Origin of the sequence: Levilactobacillus zymae (assembly GCF_032190635.1) — a bacterium.
GTDB lineage: Bacteria > Bacillota > Bacilli > Lactobacillales > Lactobacillaceae > Levilactobacillus > Levilactobacillus zymae_A.
In genome coordinates this window covers 596900-621865 of sequence record NZ_JAVLAS010000001.1, presented here as the reverse complement: position 1 = coordinate 621865, position 24966 = coordinate 596900, and the positions used below count along the sequence as shown (strand labels likewise).

General features: G+C 54.3%; 19 protein-coding genes and 2 pseudogenes. 6 read left to right on the top strand and 15 right to left on the bottom strand.

Annotation, left to right across the window (positions count from 1 at the left end):
* Positions 1-109: 109 nt before the first annotated feature.
* The 14 genes and pseudogenes from RI501_RS02750 to RI501_RS02680 form a co-directional block, all read right to left on the bottom strand.
* Positions 110-1027, bottom strand: coding sequence for a magnesium transporter CorA family protein (locus RI501_RS02750; RefSeq protein WP_313820253.1), 918 nt, complete (start codon positions 1025-1027; stop codon positions 110-112).
* 99 nt (positions 1028-1126) lie between these two features.
* Positions 1127-1882 carry a nicotinamide riboside transporter PnuC gene (pnuC, locus tag RI501_RS02745; protein ID WP_313820252.1) on the bottom strand — a complete coding sequence of 252 codons (756 nt, stop codon included), beginning with the start codon at positions 1880-1882 and terminating at the stop codon, positions 1127-1129.
* A gap of 333 nt (positions 1883-2215) precedes the next feature.
* Positions 2216-2686: a MarR family winged helix-turn-helix transcriptional regulator gene (locus RI501_RS02740; protein ID WP_313820251.1), complete on the bottom strand. Its 471-nt coding sequence runs from the start codon at positions 2684-2686 to the stop codon at positions 2216-2218.
* 221 nt (positions 2687-2907) lie between these two features.
* Positions 2908-4545 (bottom strand): annotated as a pseudogene (locus RI501_RS13800) (alpha-glucosidase).
* Between the two features lie 377 nt (positions 4546-4922).
* Positions 4923-6317, bottom strand: a pseudogene (locus RI501_RS02725) (FAD-binding oxidoreductase).
* A 210-nt stretch (positions 6318-6527) separates the two neighbouring features.
* Positions 6528-7187, bottom strand: a complete 660-nt coding sequence (locus tag RI501_RS02720; RefSeq protein ID WP_313820249.1) for an ABC transporter ATP-binding protein — start codon at positions 7185-7187, stop codon at positions 6528-6530.
* An 11-nt stretch (positions 7188-7198) separates the two neighbouring features.
* Entirely contained in the window at positions 7199-8665 is a 1467-nt protein-coding gene (locus RI501_RS02715; protein WP_313820248.1) for an ABC transporter permease, read from the bottom strand.
* Positions 8666-8774: 109 nt separating this feature from the next.
* The gene (locus tag RI501_RS02710; protein WP_313820247.1) at positions 8775-8987 is read right to left on the bottom strand and encodes a hypothetical protein; all 213 of its coding nucleotides are present in this window, start codon (positions 8985-8987) and stop codon (positions 8775-8777) included.
* Positions 8988-8997: 10 nt separating this feature from the next.
* Positions 8998-9222: a hypothetical protein gene (locus tag RI501_RS02705; protein ID WP_313820246.1), complete on the bottom strand. Its 225-nt coding sequence runs from the start codon at positions 9220-9222 to the stop codon at positions 8998-9000.
* Positions 9223-9834: 612 nt separating this feature from the next.
* A complete protein-coding gene (locus tag RI501_RS02700) occupies positions 9835-11055 on the bottom strand; it encodes an AI-2E family transporter (RefSeq protein ID WP_313820245.1) in 1221 nt (406 codons plus the stop codon).
* 207 nt (positions 11056-11262) lie between these two features.
* Positions 11263-11913, bottom strand: a complete 651-nt coding sequence (locus tag RI501_RS02695) for a hypothetical protein (RefSeq protein ID WP_313820244.1) — start codon at positions 11911-11913, stop codon at positions 11263-11265.
* A 13-nt stretch (positions 11914-11926) separates the two neighbouring features.
* Positions 11927-13279, bottom strand: coding sequence for a GH25 family lysozyme (locus RI501_RS02690; RefSeq protein ID WP_313820243.1), 1353 nt, complete (start codon positions 13277-13279; stop codon positions 11927-11929).
* Between the two features lie 377 nt (positions 13280-13656).
* Entirely contained in the window at positions 13657-14316 is a 660-nt protein-coding gene (locus RI501_RS02685) for a hypothetical protein (RefSeq protein WP_313820242.1), read from the bottom strand.
* 28 nt (positions 14317-14344) lie between these two features.
* Complete coding sequence (locus RI501_RS02680; protein WP_313820241.1) at positions 14345-15535, bottom strand: GH25 family lysozyme; 1191 nt, start codon at positions 15533-15535, stop codon at positions 14345-14347.
* 502 nt (positions 15536-16037) lie between these two features.
* On the opposite strand from RI501_RS02680, the gene RI501_RS02675 reads away from it, so the two are divergent.
* The 5 genes from RI501_RS02675 to RI501_RS02655 all read left to right on the top strand — a co-directional run bounded on the left by RI501_RS02675 (position 16038) and on the right by RI501_RS02655 (position 22798).
* Positions 16038-17057 carry a glycosyltransferase family 2 protein gene (locus RI501_RS02675; RefSeq protein WP_313820240.1) on the top strand — a complete coding sequence of 340 codons (1020 nt, stop codon included), beginning with the start codon at positions 16038-16040 and terminating at the stop codon, positions 17055-17057.
* Positions 17058-17068: 11 nt separating this feature from the next.
* Positions 17069-19108 (top strand): hypothetical protein, encoded by a 2040-nt coding sequence (locus tag RI501_RS02670; RefSeq protein ID WP_313820239.1) that lies wholly within the window; start codon positions 17069-17071, stop codon positions 19106-19108.
* 124 nt (positions 19109-19232) lie between these two features.
* Positions 19233-20087 (top strand): DUF3737 family protein, encoded by an 855-nt coding sequence (locus RI501_RS02665; protein ID WP_313820238.1) that lies wholly within the window; start codon positions 19233-19235, stop codon positions 20085-20087.
* Positions 20080-21252: a MalY/PatB family protein gene (locus RI501_RS02660; RefSeq protein WP_313820237.1), complete on the top strand. Its 1173-nt coding sequence runs from the start codon at positions 20080-20082 to the stop codon at positions 21250-21252. The genes RI501_RS02665 and RI501_RS02660 overlap by 8 nt, the downstream gene beginning before the upstream one ends.
* Before the next feature lie 316 nt (positions 21253-21568).
* Positions 21569-22798, top strand: coding sequence for an MFS transporter (locus tag RI501_RS02655; protein ID WP_313820236.1), 1230 nt, complete (start codon positions 21569-21571; stop codon positions 22796-22798).
* A gap of 82 nt (positions 22799-22880) precedes the next feature.
* On the opposite strand, the gene RI501_RS02650 is transcribed toward RI501_RS02655, so the two are convergent.
* Positions 22881-23339, bottom strand: coding sequence for a Rossmann-fold NAD(P)-binding domain-containing protein (locus RI501_RS02650; protein ID WP_313820235.1), 459 nt, complete (start codon positions 23337-23339; stop codon positions 22881-22883).
* 427 nt (positions 23340-23766) lie between these two features.
* Between RI501_RS02650 and RI501_RS02645 the strand changes: the two genes are divergently transcribed.
* Positions 23767-24966, top strand: coding sequence for a betaine/proline/choline family ABC transporter ATP-binding protein (locus tag RI501_RS02645; RefSeq protein WP_313820234.1), 1200 nt, complete (start codon positions 23767-23769; stop codon positions 24964-24966).

Sequence of the window (24966 nt, the reverse complement as noted above, 5' to 3'; positions counted from 1 at the left end):
ATAACGCAATTTTCTGAAAATACAACGAGAATTATTGCCGCAGCCCATAAAAAAATTGCTGGTGAATTCACCAACAATTTTAAAGAAATTAAGGTATAGACCTGTATTTTTACCAGAAGTGCCGGTGGCGCAGGTACTGGGCAATTCCCACCATGAACCCCACGGTAATCGCGATGGTGAAGATCCACGAGATGGGGCTGTTGGCGATGGGCAGCTTCACGTTCATGCCGTAAAACCCGGTCACAATCGTGGGGATGGTTAGCACCAACGACCAAATCGTTAAGAACTTCATGGTGTCGTTTAGGTTATTGTTCAAAACATTGTTGAACGTACTGGAGATGCGATCCACAACGTCGGCCTCGGTAGCCGTCATTTCGGAGGTCTGCCGAGCTTCGATCACGGCATCCATCAGCAGTTCGCGGTTCTTATCCGAAAGCTGTTTGCCAAACGGCGTGTTGTCGAGATTAATCACCATCATGGTGTTGTTGCGTGTAGCGCTGACGAAGTAGGCCAGGCTTTGTTGCAGGTTGGATAGCGCGATTAAATCCTTGTTGTCGGGCGATTGATTCAATTGCCGGTCCAACCGATTCTGTTCCGCATTGATCCGGCGAATCGGATCGATGAACTGGTCAAAGAGGATAAAGAAGCTAATCAGCACGAACTGGTTGGTATCCATAATGGTCTCCCGTTGCAGCTTCTGCTCAAGGAGTTCATTGACCCACTGCGTTCGCTTGGTTGTAATGGTGAAGACCCGGTTCCCCTTTAGTAACAACGTAATCGGTCGGGTGATCGACCGCTGGGCCACTTCGTCAATCACCACGGGGACGTGGAGGACGAACAGCTGGGTGTTGAGGTACTCGTCGCGGTCATAGTGGGAGCGCTCATTTTCATCGGTGACGTAGGTCAAAATCTCGTCGGTCAACCCGTAAGCCTGCTGGAGCTGTTGCCGATCGGCATCCTGTTCCACCAACGTTTCGACCCAGACCAGGCTTTGGTCGTCCGTTCCCAATTTGCGTTCGACAATCATATGCGCGTCCTCCATCTTTGCTAAATATAAGTTTAGTGTACCACGCGTCCTGTAAAAAAGTGATGCCGGTCGCTAAACCCGCACCACTTTCCGTCAAACTTAATGAGTCTCGTGTGCCAATTGTCCCACGTAAGCCGTTTCCTGGGCCATGACGCGGTGACGTTCCTTCTCGTTGTACCACGGCGAAATCGTGAAGGCCAAGATGTCGTTAACCAGATAGATGGAACTATTGATGAACATCGCCAGCGTGGCCGACCCCTGCCGGAAGGAAATAAACCACAGAACCATCTGGGCCAACCCCGAGGCTAACCACCAGATATACTGGTTGTTGAACCGCAAGAAGCAAATCACCCCAGCGGTCAGGCTAATGGCAAAACTGATGGCATCGATCCAGGGCCGCGGGTCGTCGGTAAAGGTCCCGATTCCCCAACCGGAGACCAAGTAAATGACCACCGTCGACGTCAGGGCAATTACCCAGCTACGCCCGGTAAAGCGCCGAATCTTGGCGGCCATGTTGACGTTCCAGTTGGCACTGATCAACACGGGAATGTCCAACGTGGCCACGTAGGCCAGTTGTTCGAAGATGCTGAGATAGTTTTTCGCTGCGTAGCCGGTAATGATAAAGCAAATTGCTGACAGCACCCCCAGGACCCCGTTGACGGACTTAGCCGCGTTAATGGCCAAGACGCACAGGACACCCAAGGTGGTGCCGATAAAGGTCAGGATGGTGAGCGGCGTGATGGCTTGGCCGACCAGCGTCATGACCTGACAACCCAGGCTAAAGAAAAATAAGTAATAGTTCTGTTGGGGCCAACCCTTTAATTGGTGGGCCAAAAACTGAAAATAATGTTGCATGCGAAAAACGCTCCCTCATCGTTTAATTCGCCACATGTGGTGTTTTATCCGGATTGTTTTTTAAAATAAGCACAATATATTGTGTGTTGCTTTTTGGGCAACGATTACGATTATAGCATGAAAATCGTCGCTGACCAGACCGTTGGTTAAATTGTTTCATGCCTGATTGGGGATAAGAAAGCGATATCATCTGCCAGGTCACCGCTGTGAAACAGCCTGACGTTAATTTGGCTTTCCTCACACAATTGATAATGTGGGGTAATCTGCTGCTAAAAAAATAGCCTTCCATAAGGAAGACTAGTGATGGATATATAACATTTTACTTATCGAAAGCTATTCTTGTTTAGCGTCAGCCGTTCCCCTAGCCGTCACCGCAGCTAGCATTTGGGTCAATTCACCCATGGTCAACGGACTGCCACTATCATCCAACGCAACGGAACTCATCAGCTTGGTGGACGATTGCAACACCTTATAACAATCAATTTCCAATTGTTCGCCACTGGCCGTTAACGATAACGGGCGAACCCGCCGGTCGGTTGATTCATAACTTTGTACCACGTACCCGCGCCGAATCAATTGAGAGATCCCTCGCGAAACGGCCGCCCGGGAAATCCCCCGACTGTCCGCCACCGTGGCGGACGTCAGCTTACCCGGTTGCGCCAGAATTTGGTGTAGTATTGCGAATTGGTCCACCGAAATCCCCGTTATTCGTTGGAACCGCGTCGCCGACTTTTCTAGCTCACGCTTTAAAGCCATGTAAGCTTCAAAAAAACTTTCTGCATGTACAGTCTTACTCTCTGCCATTGTATCAGATCCTTATCTCCGCTTATCGGTCAGGGGTCCAAAGATGAACATGGCCGACTAATGATTAAATAATTCACAACCCCATAAAATTATCTATACAATTGATAATAAAGAACATTTAGGTAAAAAGCAAGGGCTATACTCTTAAATTCCGTATAAAAGTGATATCGTAAACCTTTTCAAGGCCACGAGATTTTAGTCAGATGTTAAGCTCGTCTTGCTTATCCCAGCTGGCGAAGGTGATACAGTCGGGCTTCCCAAGGTTGAATTTGTTGGGCATCCGAATCTGAATCAACTAACAAGTTGGTTAAAATAAGTTCACTGGTGGTCAAATCAAATTCCTGAGTCGTCGCAATTTGACTACTCATGTTGACCATGACCAACCAATTGTCACCATTGTATGTTCGCCGGTAAACATACAATTGATCATCGTACGTATCAATGAGTTCGTAACGCCCCGTTTGCAAGGCCGGTACGGACTTTTTCACTCGAATCAACTGTTGATAAAAGGTTAGCACCGAGAGCGGATCGTGGCTTTCGCGCGCCACGTTCCGGTGCGTGACGTCCGGGCCCATATCGATCCACGGCTTTACGGTGGAGAAGCCACCGTACGCTTTGCCGGTCCATGGCAGCGGCGTCCGGGCATTATCCCGACTCTTGGCTGCTAATTGTTGCAGCACCGTGGCTGCCGGCACTCCCGCAGCACGTTGCCGTTGGTAGTAATTGCAGCTATCCAGGTCGCGGTACTGGTCAATCTTGGTGAATTCGGCATTAGTCAGTCCGAGCTCTTGCCCCTGATAGATAAACGGCGTCCCCTTCATCAACTACCACATCCCCAAGGCCTGAGCCGAACGGCGGGGATAGTCGACCGCGTCCCCGTAATAGGACACGGCTCGCGGCAAGTCGTGATTTTCAATAAATAAGGCACTCCAACCGTGTCCCTCTAAGGCAACCTGCCACTTGGTCAGGTTGGCGCGTAATGCGGCGACCGGCAGCTTCGGTTCGGCCATCTCCCAAAAGTGAACGTGGTCAAATTCCAACAACAGATCGAAAAAACCGGTCTGGGGGTCCAACCATTGTTTAGCCGTTGTCATATCGACCCCACCGGCCTCCCCAATCGTGAGCAGCTGATTAGCGGTCAGTACCGGTCGGAGCGCCGCCAGATACGGGGTCACGCCCGCCAAGTCCTGGTAGTACCCCGTGCGTGGGTTCGCCACGTCGGCAAAATCGGCGCGCTTCTTGAGGTGGGTGACCCCGTCCAGCCGAAACCCGTCCACTTGGCGATCCGCCCACCACTGAATGATGGTTGCCATCTCGTGTTGCACCCGCGGATTTTCCCAATTCAAGTCCGGTTGGGCCGGAGCAAACGAGTGCAGGTAGGCCTCGTGCGTCGCCGGATTGGCCTGCCAAGCCGACTCACCGAACACGGACTGCCAATTGTTCGGCGGCGTCTGTCCGTCGCTGGGTTGCCAAATATAGTAATCGTGGTACGGATTAGTCCGGCTTTGTCGCGCTGCTTGAAACCACGGGTGTTGATCCGAGGTATGGTTCAACGCCAGATCGATGACCACCTTGATTCCGGCGGCGTGCAGGGCCGCCACTAAGGCATCAAAGTCAGCTAAGGTTCCGAACTGCGGGTCAATCCCACAGTAGTTGGTCACATCGTAGCCACTGTCCACGTGCCCGAACGGATAAAAGGATGCTAACCAGACGAAATCAACCCCCAAGGCCTGCAGATAGGCGATCTTAGCTTGAATTCCCGAGAGGTCCCCCATCCCGTCTTGATCACTATCCAAAAAGCTTTGTGGGTAAATCTGATATCCTACGGCTTGGCGCCACCATTGCTGCGCATCGGTCATGGCCATCTTCCTTTCGTGGACTGCTAGATTTGCAACCGGTTGTTTTTACAATATCGAATCGTTTGCATTCGCTTTCAATTGTAACTTTTATCGCCGCGTTTGTCCGCTGGATTATCGAATTTTATGGTCGCGCTTCGCTTGTTGATGATACGCCACCCCCCACCCCGTCGTCTAGGGGTTTTGCTTGATTTTATGAAATCTCGTTGTAATTAATATTATACTAATAGAATATTTCGTTATAACTTATCCAGCAAAAACGCCCGGTCCGCCGCAAAAGCCGGGAAACCGAGCGCTCATTCTAATCTCTGACGGAAAGTCACTAGCCAACCAGTTCTCGTCAGCCAGCGCTATACCCTTTCAACATAAATCGAGATGGGTTAATCAATTTTACGTTTGGGATTCAACAAATTCATCGGGTCAAACAAGGTCTTGATCTGGTGTTGCAGGTAGTCCACGTTGTCCCCCAATTCGGGATTGTTCCACTGGTTCTTCATCATCCCCACGGCGTGTTCGCCGGAGATGGTCCCGCCCAGTTCCAGGGTCTTCCGGAAAATGCGTCGCAGGGCCTCCAGCACGGCCGTCGGGACTTCGGGTTGGTCTTGCGGCCACACGAAACTGGGGTGCACGTTGCCGTCGCCCGCGTGCCCGGCGGTGTAGATTTTGAGACCGAGGTCTTGGCCCACTTGCTGGATGTAGTCCATCATCGGTGCCAACTGGGACAGTGGCATGGCCATGTCTTCCATCAAGTGATTCTGACCCGCAAAGACGGCCGGTAACATGTCGCGGCGCAGTTGTTCCAACTGCGCCTGTTCAGCGGCGTCGGCGGTCACCTGGACGTGTTGGCCGTGGTACTTGGCCAAGAGGTCTTCGAGAACCTGGACGTTGTCGTCGCTACTGCCGTCTAACCGGAAAATCAACATGGCCCCGCTATTGTCGGCGTAGTGGGTCTTCTCGTAGCGGTCCAACGCAATCACGGTGTTGCCGTCCAAGGCTTCCAACATGGTCGGGTAGACCCCGGACATCCGAATGGCGGTGACACCCTGAGCCAACGCGGCCATGTCCTCAAAGAAGGCCAGGCCCATGATCGACTTTCCCAGCGGAATCGGCATTAATTTGACCGTAATTTCGTAAACGATGCCCAGCGTGCCCTCGGAGCCCACGAATAACTGGGTCAAATCGTACCCAAAGGCCTGTTTCAGGGTCCGGCCCCCTAACGTGACGGTCCGCCCGTCCGCCAAAACGGCCTTCAACCCCAACACGTTATCCTTGGTGGCCCCGTAACGGACGGTGCTCATCCCACCGGCGTTGGTTGCGACGTTGCCCCCGATGGAGGAAAACAGCTTGGACCCAGGATCCGGCGCGTAGAACAGTCCCTGCTTCCGGGCTTCCTGGTCGAGGTCGCCGTTCACGACGCCGGGTTGCACCACGGCCACGGAATCTTCCTTACTGATTTCTAAGATCTGATTCAGCCGCCGGGTCGATAGGATAATGGCCCCGTCGATGCCGTCGGACCCCACCACGGTACTGGTCGCGGTCGTTTAGGGCACCACCGGAATGTGGTATTTCCGGGCCACGGCCAAAACGCCCTGGATGTCCGCCACACTTTGGACCTCGACGAACGCTCGGGCCAGGCCGCTTTCCCCACCGGACGCGTTGGGGTTAAAGGATTGTTTCTTCAAAATCGCCGGATCCGTGGTCACGGTCCCGTCCTGGACCCGCGCAGTTAAATCAGCAAGGATGTCATCATCCGAATACGCACTAAAAACTGTCATCAGCTTTACCTTCTTCGTTAGGATAGATTCAAACTTGCGATTATTATAGAACTAAATTTTAACCAAACCTAGCATTTTTATCTTTGGGTCAGACCAATTGAAAGCTTGCGGTTACAGGCTTTCTACCCATGAACCAGACCAAGACCAGCTGGGCAACTCAAAAGTGACCCTGATTCCAACTTCGGGAATCAGGGTCACTTTGACGTTAGCTTAGGCTAACTGCGTAAACTGTTTATTTTCCAAGCGGTATTGATGGTCACACTGCGCGGCCACGTCCGGTTCGTGGGTCACGATGATCACGCACTTTTGTTGGTCGTGGGCAATCTTCTGGAACTGGGCAATCACCGCATTGGTGTTGTCCTCGTCCAGGTTCCCGGTGGGTTCATCGGCCACCACCAACTTGGCATCGCACGCCATGGTGCGGGCAATCGCTACCCGTTGTTGCTGACCCCCGGAGAGGTGCTGGACGTTCCGGGTAATCAGGTCTTCGCCGATGCCCAAATCCCGCAGAATCTGACCGGCGTAGGCCTTGTCCCCCGCGTGTTCGGCATTCGTAATCGCCATGGCCGTCAGCAAGTTGTCTAACGGCGACATGTAGGTGAACAGGTTGTAGGCCTGAAAGACGATGGCCACATCATGGCGCCGATAATTGGTCAAACCAATCTTTTTTAGGGACCGGTCGCCCAAAAAGATTTCGCCGTCCTTGGGGCGGTCGAGACCGGCAATCAGTGACAGGAAGGTGGTCTTCCCGGTCCCACTGTGTCCGAGAATCGCGTAGGACTGGCCCACTTCAAATTCCAGGTTGACGTCTTTAAATAGGGGTTGGCTGGTATCTTGGTACCAGTAACTTAAATCCTTGGTTTTTAACATGGTCCGCCTCCTTAAGAAATCAGCACTTTACGGGGTTCGAGTCGCAGAATCCCGCCCGACGCAATCATGATCGACAGGAAGGTAATCGCTAGCCCAAAGCCGCCTAGTTCCGCCAGGTCCACCGCACTCACGGTGATGGCTAACTTGGTATCGGCCTTCGTCGTGCTATTGGATGACGATCCGGGACCACCCGTATGGCCGCTCTGGCCACCGGGCTGCCCGCCGCCTTGGTTACCGCCGCCCGGTTGACCGGACGTGGTACTCGTAGTTTTGGTGGTCGTGGCCGTCTGGGAGACCAGCTGGCTCCCCAGCTGGTTACCGACAAACTTGCCACCGGCCCCGGCAATCGCTAGGGCGACGACCAGCACCATGATCATCTCGGTGAAGAACTGCGCGACAATCTTCCAGCGCGCTTCACCCAGTGACAGCAGCACCCCGATTTCAAACCGGCGTTCGCGGATCATCAGGATGACGATCAACGCCAAGATAATGGTCCCGGCGATGGCGACCAGCCAAACGATCTTGTTGGCAAAGCTTTCGACACTGCTCATCGACGCCTTGACCGTCTGGTAACTGGCATCGTCGGTACTCAACGTGTACTTGCTGGTACTGATCAGTTGGTTACCGGCCTTATTCACGCTGCTGACCTTGCTAGGCGTCGTCACGTTAAAGGTCACGGAATCCGCCGTGCCCGCGTACTTGCTACCCTTGATGCTATTGGCCAGAGTGTAGGATGTGTAAACCGTGTTCGACGGGTCGGTACTCATCGGACCGGCCGTGCTGGAAGCACTCGAGCTGGCCTTGTAGATCCCGACAATCTTGACCTTGACCGTGGTCTTGCTCCCGGTCGTCTGCTTAAAGGTCATGGTGTCGCCAACGCTTAAGTTGTTCTGACTCGCCAGCTCCTTTTCGATCACCACGTGGTTGGTATTCTTGTCACTTGCGGTGATGCCGCGCCCTTTCACGATCTTACTTTGCTTATCGCTAAAGTCGCTGGTCAGACTCGTTGCCGTGACCCCATCGATCTGGGTGTCACCGGAACTGCTACTGCCGGACTTCATGCCACCGGGGCCGCCACCGCTACTCCCCATTCCGGTACTGGTCGACACCGTATCGTAGGACTTGGCGTTCGCCGAGGTGGTACTGGTGACGTTATAGCTGCCGACGTTGCTTAACTTGGCAATCTTGGTCGCGTCACTTAACTTCACCGGCGTCAGCGTCAGCTTAGGGCGGCTGCTGGTCGAACTCGACGAGCTGCTGCTTTTACGCATCTGCTTGAACGCCGCTTGCCGGTTCGCCGACAGGGTCACGGTGGCCCCCACATCGGCCTTCGCCTGATTGGTCGCCTTAATCGCCGCGCTTCGGATCAATAACCCGGCTAAGACGAACATTAGGATCGCCGCCGATACCAGAATCAACAGTATCGACCGGCCCTTCTTGGCCCAGACATTTAGCCAGGCCCGTTTACAAAAATTCACTTGGGTCGCCTCCATTCACTTTTTGACAGGGGTCGTCAAAAGCCATGTTACGGTTATAGCAAATGGGGCTTATCGTTAACTAAAAATGATTGTGGCCGTTAATAAACCGTTAAGCCTTGGGTGCCGGATGGTGCCAGTGCAGCCAGCCTGACCAGAGCGCACAGATCAGACTCAACCCTAAAAAGAACGCCGCCACGGAACCCGATAGCTGCTGCTTCTGCGCGGTCGTCACCACCCGAAAGAACGGTTGGTCGTTAAACCACCACAGGACCAGTGCGTCCAACAACCAGACGACCGTTAACCAATGGAGTGCTTGTCGCATGATGTGCCTCCTATTTCTTCGTTGTTCGCTTCAACCGACGCCGCAAATAGACCGAATACCCCAGCGCCCCGCAGCCCAAAACCAGGCAAAGCGTCGCCGTCGACCCGTCGATAAAAACTCCCCGCGGCCCCACGGAAAACGCCACGAACGCCGGCTTGACCAATACGCCTAAGATCCCGGAGGCCAATAACAACAGGCCACCTAACCACCGCCAAATCGTCACCATCTGTGCCATCATCATTTCCTCCCACAACTTTTTCTTCAGGATAGCATGGCGGACCGATTAACCGTGCAATTGTGAGACTAAGTGGTTCTTCGGCTCAATCGACTAGCCCTTAAACTAGGGTCTGTCTTAAAACTCAATCACCGATTTAAATGATCATCCATTACCCTTTACTGAAAAGAACCCAGTTTATTTATTGTTATAACTCGTATAAGCTGGAGGGCCAGTCAGAAATGGGCTCAGGGGGGAAATGGGCTAGTGTTGGCCGGTGTCCTTTGCCGGCTCGAAACTCAGACACAGGTCGGTCTTCAAGACCTGGGCTATGGGCTTGAAGCCGTGCCCACCCCGTTCCAGCCCGTTTCTGACTGGCCCGGAGGCGCTGAATACTCCAAATTAGTCTTTTAAGACAGACCCTAAACAAGTGTGCGCCAAAGGGTGGTTAGCTGGTGAACATTAACGTAAAAATGGTCATTATTCCTGAACTCGGAATAATGACCATTTTGGGGTTAAGCGAAACCAGCTGCCCTTTGGCGCACGTTTCAGCACCGCAATTGGCCAAACAGATTAAGGCTTAATCAAGAAAATTGCTCCTAATGATGTTAAAACCTAAACTCTCGAACCAGTTTACTTTTTAGGTGCCGGGGTCGGGGGTTCCGGCGCCTCCGCCGTTGGTGCGGTGGTCAACGCCTCGTCGTCCGGCAGTACGTCCGGGTACAACGCGGAGTATTCCTGGTACCAGTGGAAGGTGGTGATGACGAAGACCTTTAGCACGGCGAACCCGGGAACCCCTAAGATCACACCGGTCAGGCCAAACATCTTACCAGCTGCCAGCAAAACGAAAACGATGGTAATCGGGTGCATTTCGAGACTGTTACCCATAATTAGCGGTGACAGGACCTGTGTCTCCAAGACCCATTCGACCAGATAGACGATGACCACGCCCAGTAACATGGACGGGCTGGTAATCGCCCCGATGATCAGGGCGGGCAGCAGCGCGATGGCCGACCCGAAGTACGGAATCAGGTTCAACGGTCCGGCGATGACCCCCAGTAACAGCGCGTATTTCAGGCCGATAATCGAATAACCGGTGGTGAAGATGATCAGCACGCATAACGCCACGGTCAGTTGGCCCCGGATGTAGGAACTCACCTTGACGTTCATCTGGTCGAGCATCACGATGAAACGTTCGCGGTAGGCCGTGGGCACTACTCGGCTGATGAACCGGGGGAACCGGCTGCCGTCCTTTAACATGAAGAACAGAACCAGCGGCGCGGTGATCAGCGTGATCACCCAGTCGCTGACCGTGGTCACTACGTTGCCAATCGAACTCAGCGTCCCGGTCAACAGATTCCAACCCCGCTTCGAGAAGTAGGTTGTCACCCGCTGATTGATTTCGTTCAGGTTATCGTTGGTCAACCAGTGGTGTTGCTGATTAGCCCTATTGAGTTGATGCATGATATCGTTGGCGAATTGCGGTAGCGATCCAATCATGCTGGCGGTCTGACGGGTTAGAAACGGGATGAGACTCAGGAAGATTAAGACTAAAACCGCAATCGTCAGGACCATGGCGATCGCAATCGCCACTCCCTCTTTGATATGTAACCGCCGTTCCATTAAGTGGACGAACGGATCCAGCACGTAGAACAGGATGCCCGCCACGATAATTGCGGGGGCGGCGATGCCGATAAACCGCCAAACCGGGTTCAATAAACTCCCGTTTTGGACCACTTCGTGCACCACCAATAGGAAGAGAAAGAGGTTTAACAACAAAATTGTAATGTGATTATTCAAAAAACGTTGGTAGAACCAGGAAAAGCCTGATTCGGGTTGGCGCCACTTATTCAAAGGTCATTCCCCCTGCTAAAATTCAATACCCTTAGTGTACGGCCTGAACCTCGACCTTGACTAGTCTTAAACCTCCAAAACCCGAAAAAAGCCGCTTACCGCGACTGGAATACGCGGCAAGCAGCCTTCTGCTGATTCGGTTTGGTTACAAAAACTCATCCGAGCGGGTTCAGCCGATGAGCCGATCCTCACCAGCACACCCCCGTTCTAGTCTGCACTCTTCTGCGCAAGCTTGACCGTATCGGCCGCCGTGGTCCCGTTGACCGCGTAGAGTTGCTTGCCGGACTGCCACTTAACCGTGTTGGCCTGGGCGCTTTCCGTGCCACTGTACACCGTCACCGATCCCGACTTGGCGGTGTCTGGCAAACTAGCTTGTTTCAACTGTGAATTAACCTGCTTGGCAAATTGCGTGGGGGTCCCACTGGCATCGGCGTTATCCGTGACCGCCGTAACCGACCATTTGCCGGTATTCCAGTGAACGTAGGTATGTCCCATGGTTCCCTGGACCACCGCCGTCGTCTGCTTAGTTAACTTCACGTTAGCGCCGGCCGTCTGGCCCACGTAATCCACTTCAGCTGCGGCCGTATCGGTCGTACCCAACGTTTTTTTCTGGAAAGTTGCACTCTGCTTCCCCTGCTGATCCGTGTAGGTGACCTTGTAATTACTCTTCGTGCCGCTGGTACTGGTGGCCGTCAGCTTGGTACTATCCGCCGTTGCCGTCTTGGGTGCCGCCGTTTGGCTAACCGTACTAACGTCGTTGGCCGCGTGCATGGTCAGGTAGGTGCCTGACCCTAACGTTGCCAGAACGGCCAGACTGGTCGCCGCAGTCAGCATAACCTTCTTAGTCCGTAAGTTCATGTTGAATTCCCCCTTATTCCTGTACGTAGCTCTGGAGCGCCGTGACGTAATGCCCGTTGCTCAAGACGAAGTAACGCGAGCCCGTCGAGCGTTTCTTGACCGCCGTGACCGTCAGGGTCTTGCCCTTGGCGACCTTGGTGGCGCGCTGAGACTTCTTGAACCCGCTGCCGGTGTATTCGTACAACGCCTTCTTGGTGGTCAGTTGCTTGCTGGCATTGAGCGATTCGTAATAGGCATGATCGGAATACTGGGTGTTGCCCGAGATGTACCCCAGGTTGGTCTTGATGCGGTACGACTTTCCGCTCGGGGCCTTAACTACCTTCCCCGTCACCTTATCGCCGGAAACGTAATAACTCCCGGTCTTCTTGGTCAGCGACGAATCCGAATAGATGTAGAGCTTATGCTTTAAGTTAAACGACCCGTGTTGACCATACCAGTAACCGGTCCCGTCCTGCGAGAGGACCCACTTTCCTAATTCACTGATGTACAGGGCCTGCTTCGACTTGGATTGGGTCAAACTCTTGACCTTGCTGATCTTATAGAACTTCTGGCGCGCGGACGTTGGAATCGCCGTACCGTCAACATATTTGGTTGCATTATTATGTAAGTAAATATGTTGGCCTTTTTTATAACTGCTGTACGCGTAGGTCGTGGTGTGGCTCAGTGCCGTGGTGACCCCGTCCGTCCACCAGGAAATCGGGTGAACCGACGTGATGGCCTTACTATTATCCGTGTATTCGCTCAACGCGGAGAGGTAATTGTGGTCGGTGTACTGCCACAGGGCGAGCGAAATCGTGGGTTGCGACGAATAGTTGGCGATCCACTGGGCGTCAAAGTTCTGACGCGCGGTGTTGGCGTAGCTGGTTGCAAACGATTGGTACGAATAGAAGACCAATTTCTTGTTGGTCAGCGCACTCATTTCATCGTACCAGGCCTTGACCGCGGCGTTGGTGGTGCCCGACGTCACGTCATTTTCCTCAAAGTCCAGCACGTAGAACTTAGCGCTTTTGTTCGACCGATTATAGAAGTCCTTAGCTTCTTGCTTGGCGCTGGCGGCGCTGGTGAACCGTGCGTAGTCGTACTCGCCAAACGGGATGCCGTACTTCACGTACAGGGCCGTGTTATTGGTGGCATAGAGGTCCTGATACGAGGACCCGTACTGCCGCCGGTTGATGACAAAGGAAACCTGACTCTTCAAATTAGACACTTGACTGGCGGACAACTTGCCCTGCCATTCCGAAATATCCGGAATCGCTAAGGTACTGGCGTGTGCGACCGTCTGACTGCCCCACGCCAACCCGGTGATGGCACCGAATAAGGCCACCGCTTGGGTCAATCGCCGCATAAAGTGATGCTGTAAAATCATGTTGGCACTTCCCTACTAAGTATTGGTTACCTACTCCTAAGCTGCCGAACCCGGTGACTCCCCAGCTCGACTGATGCCTCCTGCCCCTGACGCTTCACCTCCTAACAACTCTTCTTCACTGTACCGAAATTAAGTGTGCAAGTGGTAACAAGGTAGTTGCAGTTCAGTTACCAAACGTTACAGTTTGATTGACCACCGGCCAGGGTCTTAACCGCCGAGTTGCCGGACAATTCGGCGGTTCAATCAGTCGTCATATCACCCAAAAAATCGCCATGGCGCCCGCCATGACGATTCATTAATTAATCACAAGTAAAAAACTTTCTAGCGACTCAGAGATGCCAGCGTCATCACCACTGAGACCCGATAGCCCTTGGCACTTATTGCGCACTCTTCTGGGCTAACTTAACCGCAGCGGCCGCCGACTGGCCACTCACCGTATAAAGCTGGTGACCACTCTGCCACTTGACCGTATCGGCTTGGGCACCGCTACCAGTCGTTTGGCTGTAAACCGTAACCGCCCCGGTCGTGGCGTCCGTCGGTAAATGCTGCTGTTGTAACTGATTATTGACCTGGTTGGCGAACTGGGTCGGCGTCCCGGATTGATCGGCATTACTGGTAACCGCCGTAACCGACCATTTGCCGGTGTTCCAGTGGACGTAGGTGTGGCCCATGGTGCCCTGCACCACGGCCTGGGTCCCGTGCGTTAATTTCACACCGGGTCCCGCCGTACTCCGGCTGAAGTAATCGACTTGATCAGCCGCCGTGGTCGCACTACCCAACGTCTTTTTCTGGAAGGTGGCCGCGGTCTGCCCCGCGGAGTCCCGATACTTGACCGTGTAGTTCTGTTGGGTCCCGCTAGTCTTAGCGGCCGTTAACTTAGTGCTGCTGGCCGTCGCCGCAGCGGGGGCCGCCGTTTGGCTCACCGCACTGACCCCGTTGGCTGCGTGCATGGTCAACAACGTGCCCGACCCCAAGGTGGCCAGAACCGCTAGGCCCGCCGCAGCCGTAACTAAAATTTTTTTAGAATGCGTTAACATGGTTGAACTCCTCTCGTCTAAACGAACACTAGGCTAGCGTGGAATCTTTCACGTTAGCCGTCAGGTAACCCAGCTTGGTCTTGATCCGGTAAGCCCGACCGTTCGGCGCCTTAACGAGCTTGCCCTTGACCGTATCACCGGCCACGTAGTAACTGCCCGTCCGGCGGGTTAGACTAGCACTGGTGTACAGGTTGAGCCGTCGCGTTAACTTAAACGCGCGGTGACTACCAGACCAATACCCGGTCACGTCGCTGGCTTTGACCCACTGGTTCAACCCCTTAAGGTAGACCGCCGTGCCATTCGCCTTAACTCGACTAATCGAATACAGCTTTTGCGTCTTTCGCTTGCTCAACGCCGCGCCGTTAAGGGTGACCGCGTCCCGGTGCAAGTAAGCCCGTTGACCCGCCTGGAAGCTCGTCGTGGAACTAGGCGCCGATACCGTTGGCGTGGTCGTTGACGGCGTAGCGCTAGTCGCGTTAGTTGCCGGCATTGCTGGGGCGTGCGTTAACGCCGCCGCAACGCTATCGTCCGCCCACCACGTAACGGGGTGTACCGCTGTGATGACCTTGCTGTTATCCGTGTATTCGTTCAACGCGGGTAGGTAATTGTGGTCGGTATATTGCCACAAGGCCATCGGAATCGTCGGCTGATACGAATAGTTAGCGATCCACTGGGCATCGAAGTTTTGCCGGGCGCTATTGGCGTAGGTTGTCGCAAAGCTCTGATAGGAATAGAAAATTAAGTGTTTAGACGTCAACGACCGCATCTCGTTGAGCCACGCCGCAACGGCAGCATTCGTACTCCCGGACGTGACGTCGTTTTCTTCAAAGTCCAACACGTAAAACTGAGCGTTTTTGTTGGACCGATTATAAAAAGTCTGGGCTTCGCGCTTGGCGCTGCTAGCGCTGGTAAACCGCGCGTAGTCGTATTCCCCGAACGGAATGCCGTACTTGACGTATAAATTAGTATTGTTGGTGGCGTCCACGTCTTGATAGCCTGCACCGTATTGCCGCCGGTTAATCACGAAGGATGCCTGATTCTTCAGGTTGGCGACTTGCCCGGACGACAACTTTCCCTGCCATTCGGAAATATCGGGTATCGCTAAGGAACTCGCGTGGGCGACGACCTGACCGCCACCGGCCAATCCCGCGGCTGCACCGACCAAAGCTACCAATTGAACGGCCCGTTTCTGCCAAGTCTGATGCCGAATTTTTCTCATCAAAAGGCCTCCTCGACTCCTCTTCATTCTCATTCATGAGTGCGTGCTGCCGAGCAAATGTCAGCGCACGCGCAGACGACACATTTCACCGTCTACTGTAGGCCCTCTAGTGTGTCTTTGGTAACAAAATGATTGCAGTTACGTTACGCTTAACCCCTGGTATGACACCGTTTAATGGCTTATTCGATTCCCCGATTCACCACGTCGTCGCTCCCCGTCCTAAGTTGCGGCATTTCCGGTAGTTACGGTAGTTTATCTCCGCAACCATCCCCCATTTGGGCGATTGCATTGGTGTCCTAAAGGCGGTCGGGCGCAATTAAGAGCCCACTCAACCACCCTTCGCGCTAAATGGTGTCAGTTATAAAGGTTAATTTCGCTAAGATACAGTAAAATTCAAGCCTAATCTCACCCCCTTTAGCGCTAATCAGCTTATGCTTTAGGCATATTCTTAGCTAGCGGGGAAACTAGCTAAGGTGTGTCGCTATTTTAGGGGAGGAATACCATGTCTGACAAAAAGTTACCACGGCTCACCTTAGTGGTGCCGTGCTTTAATGAAGAAGCCGTGTTACCCAGCAGCGCCCAAACCCTGGACGCCATTTTGACACAACTGATGACGGAACAACAGGTGACCACCGACAGTAAGATTCTGTTTGTTGACGACGGTAGTCATGACAAAACCTGGGACCTGATTCAACACCTACAAACAACTAACGGCCACTTTACCGGCCTTCAATTCAGCCGCAACTTCGGTCAGGAAGCCGCCTTGATGGCTGGTCTGCAGACCGCCGCACCCTATTCGGATCTGACCATCACAATTGACGCCGACCTACAAGATAATCCGTTCTTGATTCCGAACATGGTCCAACAAGCGGCCGACGGATTCGACATCGTCTACGGTGTCCGTAACGACCGGTCGAGTGATACCTGGTTCAAGCGCACCACTGCCGAACGTTTCTACTGGTTAATGAATAAGTTGGGCGTTCACCTGATTCCCAATCACGCCGATTTTCGCTTACTGAGTCGGCGCGCATTGGAGGCTCTACTGGAGTATCATGAAAATGATCCCTTCTTACGGGGAATCGTTCCGCAACTAGGGTTTGCAACTACCAAGCTGTACTACAAACGCCGACCGCGTCTTGCCGGCCAATCCAAATACTCGTTGAAAAAGATGTTGAAGCTCGCGCTTGACGGTATTTTTTCGTTTTCCATTGCCCCCATCCGAGCTGTTTTATGGGCTGGCGCCGCGATTTGCGTGGGGGCCGTGGCCATGTTCGCTTGGATCGTGATCCAACACCTCCGTGGCGCCGTCGTCACCGGCTGGTCATCCATCATGACCTCCCTGTGGTTCTTGGGTGGTTGTCAACTGATTGCGATTAGTATCATTGGGGAATACGTGGGTCGGACCTTCACCCAGACCAAGCGGCGTCCCCGGTTCATCATTCAAACCGACACCTATTCTCACGCCTTTGCGGCCGCGACGGCAACGTCCGCCAAGTCCTTACACCATACCCTGTCGGATTAAGGAGATTTGTCATGGAACGACGGCAACATTTAGCAAATGGACTCGGCTTACTGATCACCCTGATGCTGGGGGCCGTCTGGCTGCTCGCGTTACTGGCCCCCGTCGGCTACCGGAACGATCAGAACTGGTGGCCACCGTTACTGGTGGCCCTGCTGAGTCTACTCACCCTAGGCGTTGGGGGCTGGGTCTGGCGCCGGTGGCAGCGTCGCCGACGGGCCCCCTTCTTATGGGTCCTACTCATCGGCGTTCAACTCATCGTGGCGTTCAATTGGGTGGCCACGCCCCACGCCGATCTGTACTTCGTGCACCAACAGGCCCTTAATCTCCTGCACCATCAGACCACTTGGAACCCCTACTTCCAGACTTATCCCAATAACGTCAGCTTCACGCTTCTATTAGCTGGTCTCCTCCAAATCGGTCGGTGGCTCGGGGCCGACTCGGGAATCTGGCTTAACCTAGCCCAATTTGCCTGGTTGGACCTCGGTCTGGCCGTCATGGCCCACCATCTCCGCCAATCCAAGCCCGTGGCTGCCAACACCTTTTTGGGCCTCGCCATCACCTGCGTCCCGTTCTACGCTTACGGGCTTAATACCTACGGCGATATTCTGGTTCTGCCAGCCGGTCTGCTAGTCCTGGTCTTGGCGGCCCACTTACGCCGGGCCACCACACCAGTCCGTTGGTGGGGGACCGGGGTTTTGTTAGGCCTAGTCTTAACTCCGACCTACCTGTTCAAAGCCAATTTCATCGTCTTATTCATCGCGGTCGTCCTCAGCCTATGGCTCCTCCCGGTGGCCCGTACCCGAGCGGGGTGGGCCAAGCTGGGACTGACCGGGCTACTGGGACTCTGTCTGGTGGGCGGCATCGCTAGCAACCACGCCATTCAACGCGCGGCCGGCTTTACGGCCAATCCAGAAAAAACACTGCCCGCTATCAGCTGGATTGCCATGAGCTACAATCCCGAATTTCACGGCGACTACAACCGCTGGGACGCCGGTCCGGTGATTCAAGCCCCGACCGCCGCTGCTAAAAAGCAGCTCGCCACCACTCACCTGAAGACGTATCTGCACCAACTGGGGCCGGGGGGTGTCCTGGCACATCTGGGAAAAAAGGCCCAACTCTTTTTAGCGACCGGCACCTTTGACGCCTTTCAGGTGAATTCCAGCTTCACGAAAATGCCTACCTGGTATCGTCAACACCGCGCCACCAGCGAGTGGCTCCTGGCTAACTGGGCTCAAATCAGCTACTGTGCGTTACTGCTGATCAACTTCTTGTGGGGGTGGCGGCAATGGCGCCGCCGGGACTTCCACCCCGGTTTCTTATTAGGTGGGCTCTTCGCTCTGGGGCTGATGGCCTTCCATATCGTCTTTTGGGAAACCGAGGAACGCTACGCCCTGCCCCTCTTACCGTTACTATTGGCGGGCGCGGCCGTCAGCTTCCGGGTTCCCCAGCGCTTGACAGTCAGCCGTCCTGCCGTGGTGCAACGCCGCTTAACGGGGACCGTATTGGTCCTGCTGGTCGCCGCCCTAAGCACCGGTGCCTGGTCGTTGACGCGACCATTAGACAAGACCGTCCAGGCCGTGAGTCAAAATGAAGGCCGTTATTATCAAGATAGTCGGCTGGCCCTGCATCCTAATCAACACATCACCCAACCCTTCACCGCCCCGGTGGCCTTTAGTCACCTGATCGTTGATCCCAACGGGACGCGTATCGGGCAAGCTACCCTGCGGCGCCAGGGGCAGATTGTCTGGCAGTCGGCGCAGTTCGCTAATCTCAAGAGTTTATCGTTTCCGCGTCAACCCGCCGGTACCTATCACCTGACTATCACCAACCGTGCGACCCATCAGGTCTTACACGTGGTCGTCGCCCCGGCCAACTTTCCGCTAGTCGCCCACCCCGTAACCGGCGATCCGGGACACTACCTACGCTTCATGGTCACGCGGCCGTTAAGGGCACCCGGCCTCTCCTGGCGCCAATATGGCATCTTTGCCGGAAGCGTCACCCTGATCACCCTGGGAGTTATCGCCGACTACCGCCGTTTCTGGTGGGCCTAGCGCCGCTCATTACCGGTTTAACGTCCGCCCAGAACCACCCGTGTCTACCAAAAAATTTGCCTTCGAGCCACTCGAAGGGCTTAGAATGGACTTAATCCAGTCAAATAAAGGAGTCGAACCTAAATTGAAAGAACTTAACCAACAATCATTTACGGGGGAACGGGCCCTCTTTCAAGCCCACGACCTCCACATCACGAATAGCACGTTTCACGACGGTGAATCCCCATTAAAGCACGGTCACGACCTGGCCATCGACCACACCATTTTCAAGTGGAAATATCCCTTGTGGTACGCCAACCACGTCACGGTCGATCACACGACCTGGCAACCCGACGCCCACGCTGGTATCTGGTACAGTCAGAACCTGACCTTACAGAACACAGCGGTCCGGGCCACTAAGACCTTCCGCCACGCCCAGCACCTGAAGATCCAAAACGTCGACTTTGCGGACGCCGGGGAAACCCTCTGGTGGTGCGACGATGTCCAACTCGACCACGTCACAGCCAACGGCGATTACTTTGGGATGAACACCAACAACGTGGTCGCCCATGACCTCAAGGTGACCGGGAACTACGTCTTCGATGGCGGGAAGAACATCGAGGTGCACAACTCAACGTTCATCACCCACGACGCCTTTTGGAACTGCGAAAACGTCACCATCTACGATTCGACCATCATTGGTGAATACTTATCCTGGAACACCAAAAACATCACCTTCGTCAACTGTTGGTTGGAAAGTGATCAGGGGCTGTGCTACGTCGACGGCTTAACCTTACGGGATTGCTCACTGATCAACACCGACCTGTCCTTCGAATACTGCAAGGATATCGACGCCACCATCACGACCAAGATTGATAGCGTCAAGAACCCCGTCAACGGGAAGATTACGGCGCCAAGCATCGGCCAAGTCATCTTTGACGATCCGGCCATCGATCCCGCGCAAACCACGATTACCACGCAGGAGGCCGCCCATGACTAAGTTTGACTTTTCCGAAATGATCGACCGGCGGCACACCAACTCCGTGAAGTGGGACGTCCAGGACCACGAGCTGCCGATGTGGGTTGCCGACATGGACTTCCGCACGGCCCCCGGCATTGTCAAGGCGATTCAGGACAAGGCCGCCACGGGCATCTTCGGCTATGAAGAAGTCCCCGCCGCCTACTTCGAGGCCGTCCAACACTGGTACGCCACGGAACACAACTGGGCGCCCAACACCGCCTGGATGCGGTTCGTCACCGGTGTCGTGCCGGCCATCTCGTCGGCGGTTCGGCGCGTCAGCAACGTTGGGGACAATGTCCTGGTGCAAGCCCCCGTCTACAATATTTTCTATAATTCCATCGTCAATAATGGCCGCCACATCCTCTCCAGCGATCTGGTCGACCGCGACGGTGTCTACACCATCGATTGGGCCGACCTCACCGCCAAAATGGCCGACCCCCTCACCACCATGATGATCCTGTGTAATCCGCACAATCCGGTGGGCAAGGTCTGGACCACTACCGAACTGGCGAAGATCGGCGAACTCGCCGCGGCCAACCACGTCACGGTGCTGTCCGATGAAATCCACGGTGACATCACCGACGCCGACCACCCGTATACGCCATTTGCCTCGGTCAACGATGTCAACGCGCAAAACAGTATCACTTGTGTATCGACCAGTAAGACCTTTAACGTGGCCGCCCTGCACGCCGCCACGGTTATTATTCCTAACGAGGCCTTACGTCACTTGGTCGACCGGGGACTCAACACCGACGAATTGGCCGAGCCCAATTCGTTCGCGGTTCCCGGCGTCATCGCAGCCTACACGACTGGTGCTGCTTGGGTCCACGCCATGAACGCGCAGATTACCGCCAATAAGCAGGCGCTGACCCAGTACACCCAAAAGCACATCCCTGAACTCCGCGTGATTGAGGGCCATGCCACCTACCTGGTTTGGATTGATTGCCGGGCCGTCACTCACGATACTACCGCCCTGTGCCGGGTGATTCGCGCCAAGACCGGCCTATTCATCACGGCCGGTGCGGTCTACGGTGGCGATAGTCACGACTTCGTCCGCATTAACGTGGCTTGCCCTGCCAAACGGCTCCAGGACGGCCTGCACCGGCTGGCCCAGGGAGTCACCGATTTTCAAGCCCACGCCTAAGTATCTGTGGGTTTAATAGTCCAACTTTAAAACCCCCGGTCGATTTCCCGGGGGTTTTTGAGTACAGCTCGTCCGCCCGCTAACTAGATTGACCCACACCAACCACGCGGACCACTCATCAAGTCCGGACGGTTAATTTTCGTTGTAAAATAAATTTAATTATTGCGAGCGCATTCAACTAGCCATAAATCATTGATTTTTCAGCGCTATGGGCGTATTTTAGTAAAGATGTCTAATAGAATAAATGGTTTCAGGATGGGTCGTCACCCTCGGGGTGAGGCTCATTTTCAATCTAATCACAAGGAGTTGACGCACTTTGGATGAAGCTGAAAGGGAGCGCAGCCCATGGCAAAAAAACTTACACGTGCTGTGGTTCTGTACCTTTGTCGCCGGCATGGCGTTCAGCGAAATCATGCCCTTTTTATCGTTATATATTAGTAGCTTAGGCGATTACACCAAAGCCCAGGTGACCATGTACAGTGGCTTGGTCTATGCGGCAGACTTCTTCGTCTCCGCCATTGCGTCCCCACTTTGGGGGATCTTAGCCGACCGGAAGGGCCGGAAGATCATGCTCCTGCGCTCGTCGCTGGGGATGGGAATCTCGCTCGCCTTGATGGGCTTCGCCACCAGTGTCTGGCAGATGGTCGCGCTACGGGCCCTCCAAGGGGTTTTTGCCGGTTACATCTCCAATGCCCAGGCCCTGGTTGCCTCCCAGACGCCCCGCAAACACAGTGGCGCCGCGTTAAGTACCTTAATGACCGGACCCACCAGCGGGATGTTGCTAGGACCGGTCGTCGGGGGGGTCTTGGCGCAGGTCTTCACCATTCGGCTGACCTTCTTTATCACCGGCTTCTTACTCTTAATTACCTTCTTCATGAGTTGGGGCATGGTGCAAGAAAAGTTCAAGCCAGTGGCCCCCAAGCCCAAGGGCCAACGAAGTCTCAATCCGTTGGCGGCCTTTCCGAAACCCAAGTTGATTCTGGTACTGCTTTCCTCGACGTTGATCGTGCAGTTTGGGAACATTTCGATTTCGCCCATTATCAGTTTGTACGTCAAGGAATTGATGCATAACGTCGGCCCAATTACCGTGGTCGCCGGGATCATCGCGGCGCTACCCGGAATTTCCAACATCATCGCCTCGCCACGACTAGGCCGTTACGGTGACCAACACGGTTCTGGACGGGTGTTACTGTTCGGCTACATCTTCGCCACGCTGATGTACCTGCCCCAAGGGTTCGTCACCAGCGTCTGGATGCTAGGCCTGTTACGGTTCATGATTGGAATCTCCGACGGGGCACTCTACCCCGAGATTCAACCCCTCCTGACCAAGAACACCCCGGTTGAGCTGACCTCCACGGTTTTTAGTTGGAACCAGTCCTTCCAGGCCGTTGGTAACATGTTGGGGTCCCTGATTGGTGGCTGGATCGCCGGGGTCTTCAACTACAACGCCGTCTTCATCTCTACGGCCGCGCTGATGCTCATCAACCTGGCATTGGTCTGGTGGCTAGTCCCCGAGATCCGGCAACGGAAGACCCAGGCCGCTTAGCCCACCAGCTTTATGTTTAGCTGGTCAATCCACTAAATCACCATCAATTTTAAAAAAAATCCGTCTGACCGATTTAGCTTGGTCAGACGGATTTTGGATTGGTTGCCGTTAGTGGGACCGCCGTCGCCGTCGCCGTGAGGGCCAATACGGCACCCAGGCCATCGACAAAATCAAACGGCACCCGGGCCGTCATTAGCGCCTGGCGGGCAGCACGCAGTTGCCGGGGCATCTCCACCACGTCATCCGTCCGACTCACGATCAACCGGGGCTGGCCCGCAGCCCGTAACGCCGTGATCAACGTGGGCACCATCCGTGCTAACCGAATCGTCGGCACCAGGGCAATCACTTGGTCCTGCCCCAGCATTGCGGCGGTTAACCCGCCTTCGTCTAAGGGTTGTTGGGTCAAGGCCACCACGTCAGCGGGCAAGGTCACCCGGCTAGGCGAATACACGGTTAAGGTTACCGAGGGCAACTGGCGTAATTGCGTAATGAGGGTGCGGGCCGCCCGATCGAGGGGCCCCACCACTAGAACTCGTTGCATGTTCATCTTCCTTTCGTGGGACAACGTTCATTAGAGTATACCGGGTTCGAGTAACTCGAAGGCAACCCCCAATTTGTCTTTATTTCGGAGGCGGGTGTTCACTCGATGCTCACGACTTTATAAGCAGAAACTTATTAAAAGCTCATTTATATTTGTTATGGTTATAGTGTCTCATTTAAGTTTTTTTCGAGAAACCCTTTCATCGGCTTAGCCACGCGGTTGGCCAGTCGTTCAGTTGTAACAATTATCTACACCAGGAATTGTCTTTCCTTGGTAATCGTTCTTTCATCGTGTACAATGGACCCAGTTAAGTCTGTCAACAAACAATCAAATACGACCGGTCATCTTGACGGAAGCCGGTCCACCGATCGTTCTTTTTATACCCCCGGCCAATCTGCGGGGGAAACCCAATTCAGGAGGTTAATCAATGCTACTTTCAATGGAACATCTACGTAAGGAATATCCCAACGGTAAAATCGCCGTCGACGACTTCAACCTCGAAGTTGGTAAGGGGGAATTTATCTGCTTCATCGGTACTTCCGGTTCGGGAAAGACCACGACCATGCGGATGATTAACCGGATGCTCAACCAGACCTCCGGGCCCATTAAAATCAACGACCAGGATATCGCCAAAATGGATCCGGTCAAGCTCCGTCGCTCGATTGGTTACGTGATTCAAAACGTTGGGCTGATGCCCCACATGACCATCCAAGAAAACATCGAACTGGTGCCTAAGCTGTTAGGCTGGTCGAAAGAAAAACGCGCCACGCAGGCACACAAAATGATCGAACTGGCCCAGTTGCCCGACGAGATGCTGCAACGGTACCCCGGCGAACTCTCTGGTGGCCAACAACAACGGATCGGGGTCGTCCGGGCCTTAGCCGCCGATCAGGAAATCATCCTGATGGACGAACCGTTCGGGGCCCTGGATCCCATCACCCGTGAATCGTTACAGGACCTGGTCAAGCACCTCCAAGAAGACCTGGGGAAGACCTTTATCTTTGTGACGCACGACATGGATGAAGCCTTACACCTGGCAACCCGCGTGGTCATTATGAGTCAAGGTAAGCAGGTTCAAGTCGACACACCCGAAAACATTTTGCGGCACCCGGCCAACGAATTTGTGACCAACTTGATTGGGGAAGAGCGGCTGATCAGAGCGCAACCTAACATTTTGACCATCAACCAAATCATGCGTAAAAACCCCGTGGCCATTTCACCAGATAAGACCCTGTCCGACACCATTGACTTGATGCACGCCAAACGAGTCGATACCTTACTGGTTACCGACGAACAGGACAAGTTAATCGGCTACATCGACTTGGACGACGTTAGCCGCCATACCGACGCGGCGACCCCCGTTAGCCAGCTGATGAATCACAAGGTCTTTTACGTCCAAGATAAGGCCCTAATTGGGGATACCGTCCAACGGATCTTGAAACTTGGCGTGAAGAACGTGCCGGTCGTTGACGACGCTCACCGGTTAGTGGGTATCGTGACCCGGACCTCGCTGGTCGACATCGTCTACGATGCCTTGCGGGGAGCCCCGGCGACCGACGAACAACCGGCTTCACCGATCAACGCCGACATTCACGCGGCGGCCACTCGTGAGGGAGGTGACGCTTAG

Coding starts and splice junctions, on each gene's coding strand:
- RI501_RS02670 (WP_313820239.1), top strand. CDS start 17,069: ATGGAACGACGGCAACATTTAGCAAATGGACTCGGCTTACTGATCACC.
- RI501_RS02675 (WP_313820240.1), top strand. CDS start 16,038: ATGTCTGACAAAAAGTTACCACGGCTCACCTTAGTGGTGCCGTGCTTT.
- RI501_RS02740 (WP_313820251.1), bottom strand. CDS start 2,686: ATGGCAGAGAGTAAGACTGTACATGCAGAAAGTTTTTTTGAAGCTTAC.
- RI501_RS02660 (WP_313820237.1), top strand. CDS start 20,080: ATGACTAAGTTTGACTTTTCCGAAATGATCGACCGGCGGCACACCAAC.
- RI501_RS02685 (WP_313820242.1), bottom strand. CDS start 14,316: ATGTTAACGCATTCTAAAAAAATTTTAGTTACGGCTGCGGCGGGCCTA.
- pnuC (WP_313820252.1), bottom strand. CDS start 1,882: ATGCAACATTATTTTCAGTTTTTGGCCCACCAATTAAAGGGTTGGCCC.
- RI501_RS02650 (WP_313820235.1), bottom strand. CDS start 23,339: ATGCAACGAGTTCTAGTGGTGGGGCCCCTCGATCGGGCGGCCCGCACC.
- RI501_RS02680 (WP_313820241.1), bottom strand. CDS start 15,535: ATGAGAAAAATTCGGCATCAGACTTGGCAGAAACGGGCCGTTCAATTG.
- RI501_RS02690 (WP_313820243.1), bottom strand. CDS start 13,279: ATGATTTTACAGCATCACTTTATGCGGCGATTGACCCAAGCGGTGGCC.
- RI501_RS02705 (WP_313820246.1), bottom strand. CDS start 9,222: ATGGCACAGATGGTGACGATTTGGCGGTGGTTAGGTGGCCTGTTGTTA.
- RI501_RS02710 (WP_313820247.1), bottom strand. CDS start 8,987: ATGCGACAAGCACTCCATTGGTTAACGGTCGTCTGGTTGTTGGACGCA.
- RI501_RS02720 (WP_313820249.1), bottom strand. CDS start 7,187: ATGTTAAAAACCAAGGATTTAAGTTACTGGTACCAAGATACCAGCCAA.
- RI501_RS02750 (WP_313820253.1), bottom strand. CDS start 1,027: ATGATTGTCGAACGCAAATTGGGAACGGACGACCAAAGCCTGGTCTGG.
- RI501_RS02695 (WP_313820244.1), bottom strand. CDS start 11,913: ATGAACTTACGGACTAAGAAGGTTATGCTGACTGCGGCGACCAGTCTG.
- RI501_RS02645 (WP_313820234.1), top strand. CDS start 23,767: ATGCTACTTTCAATGGAACATCTACGTAAGGAATATCCCAACGGTAAA.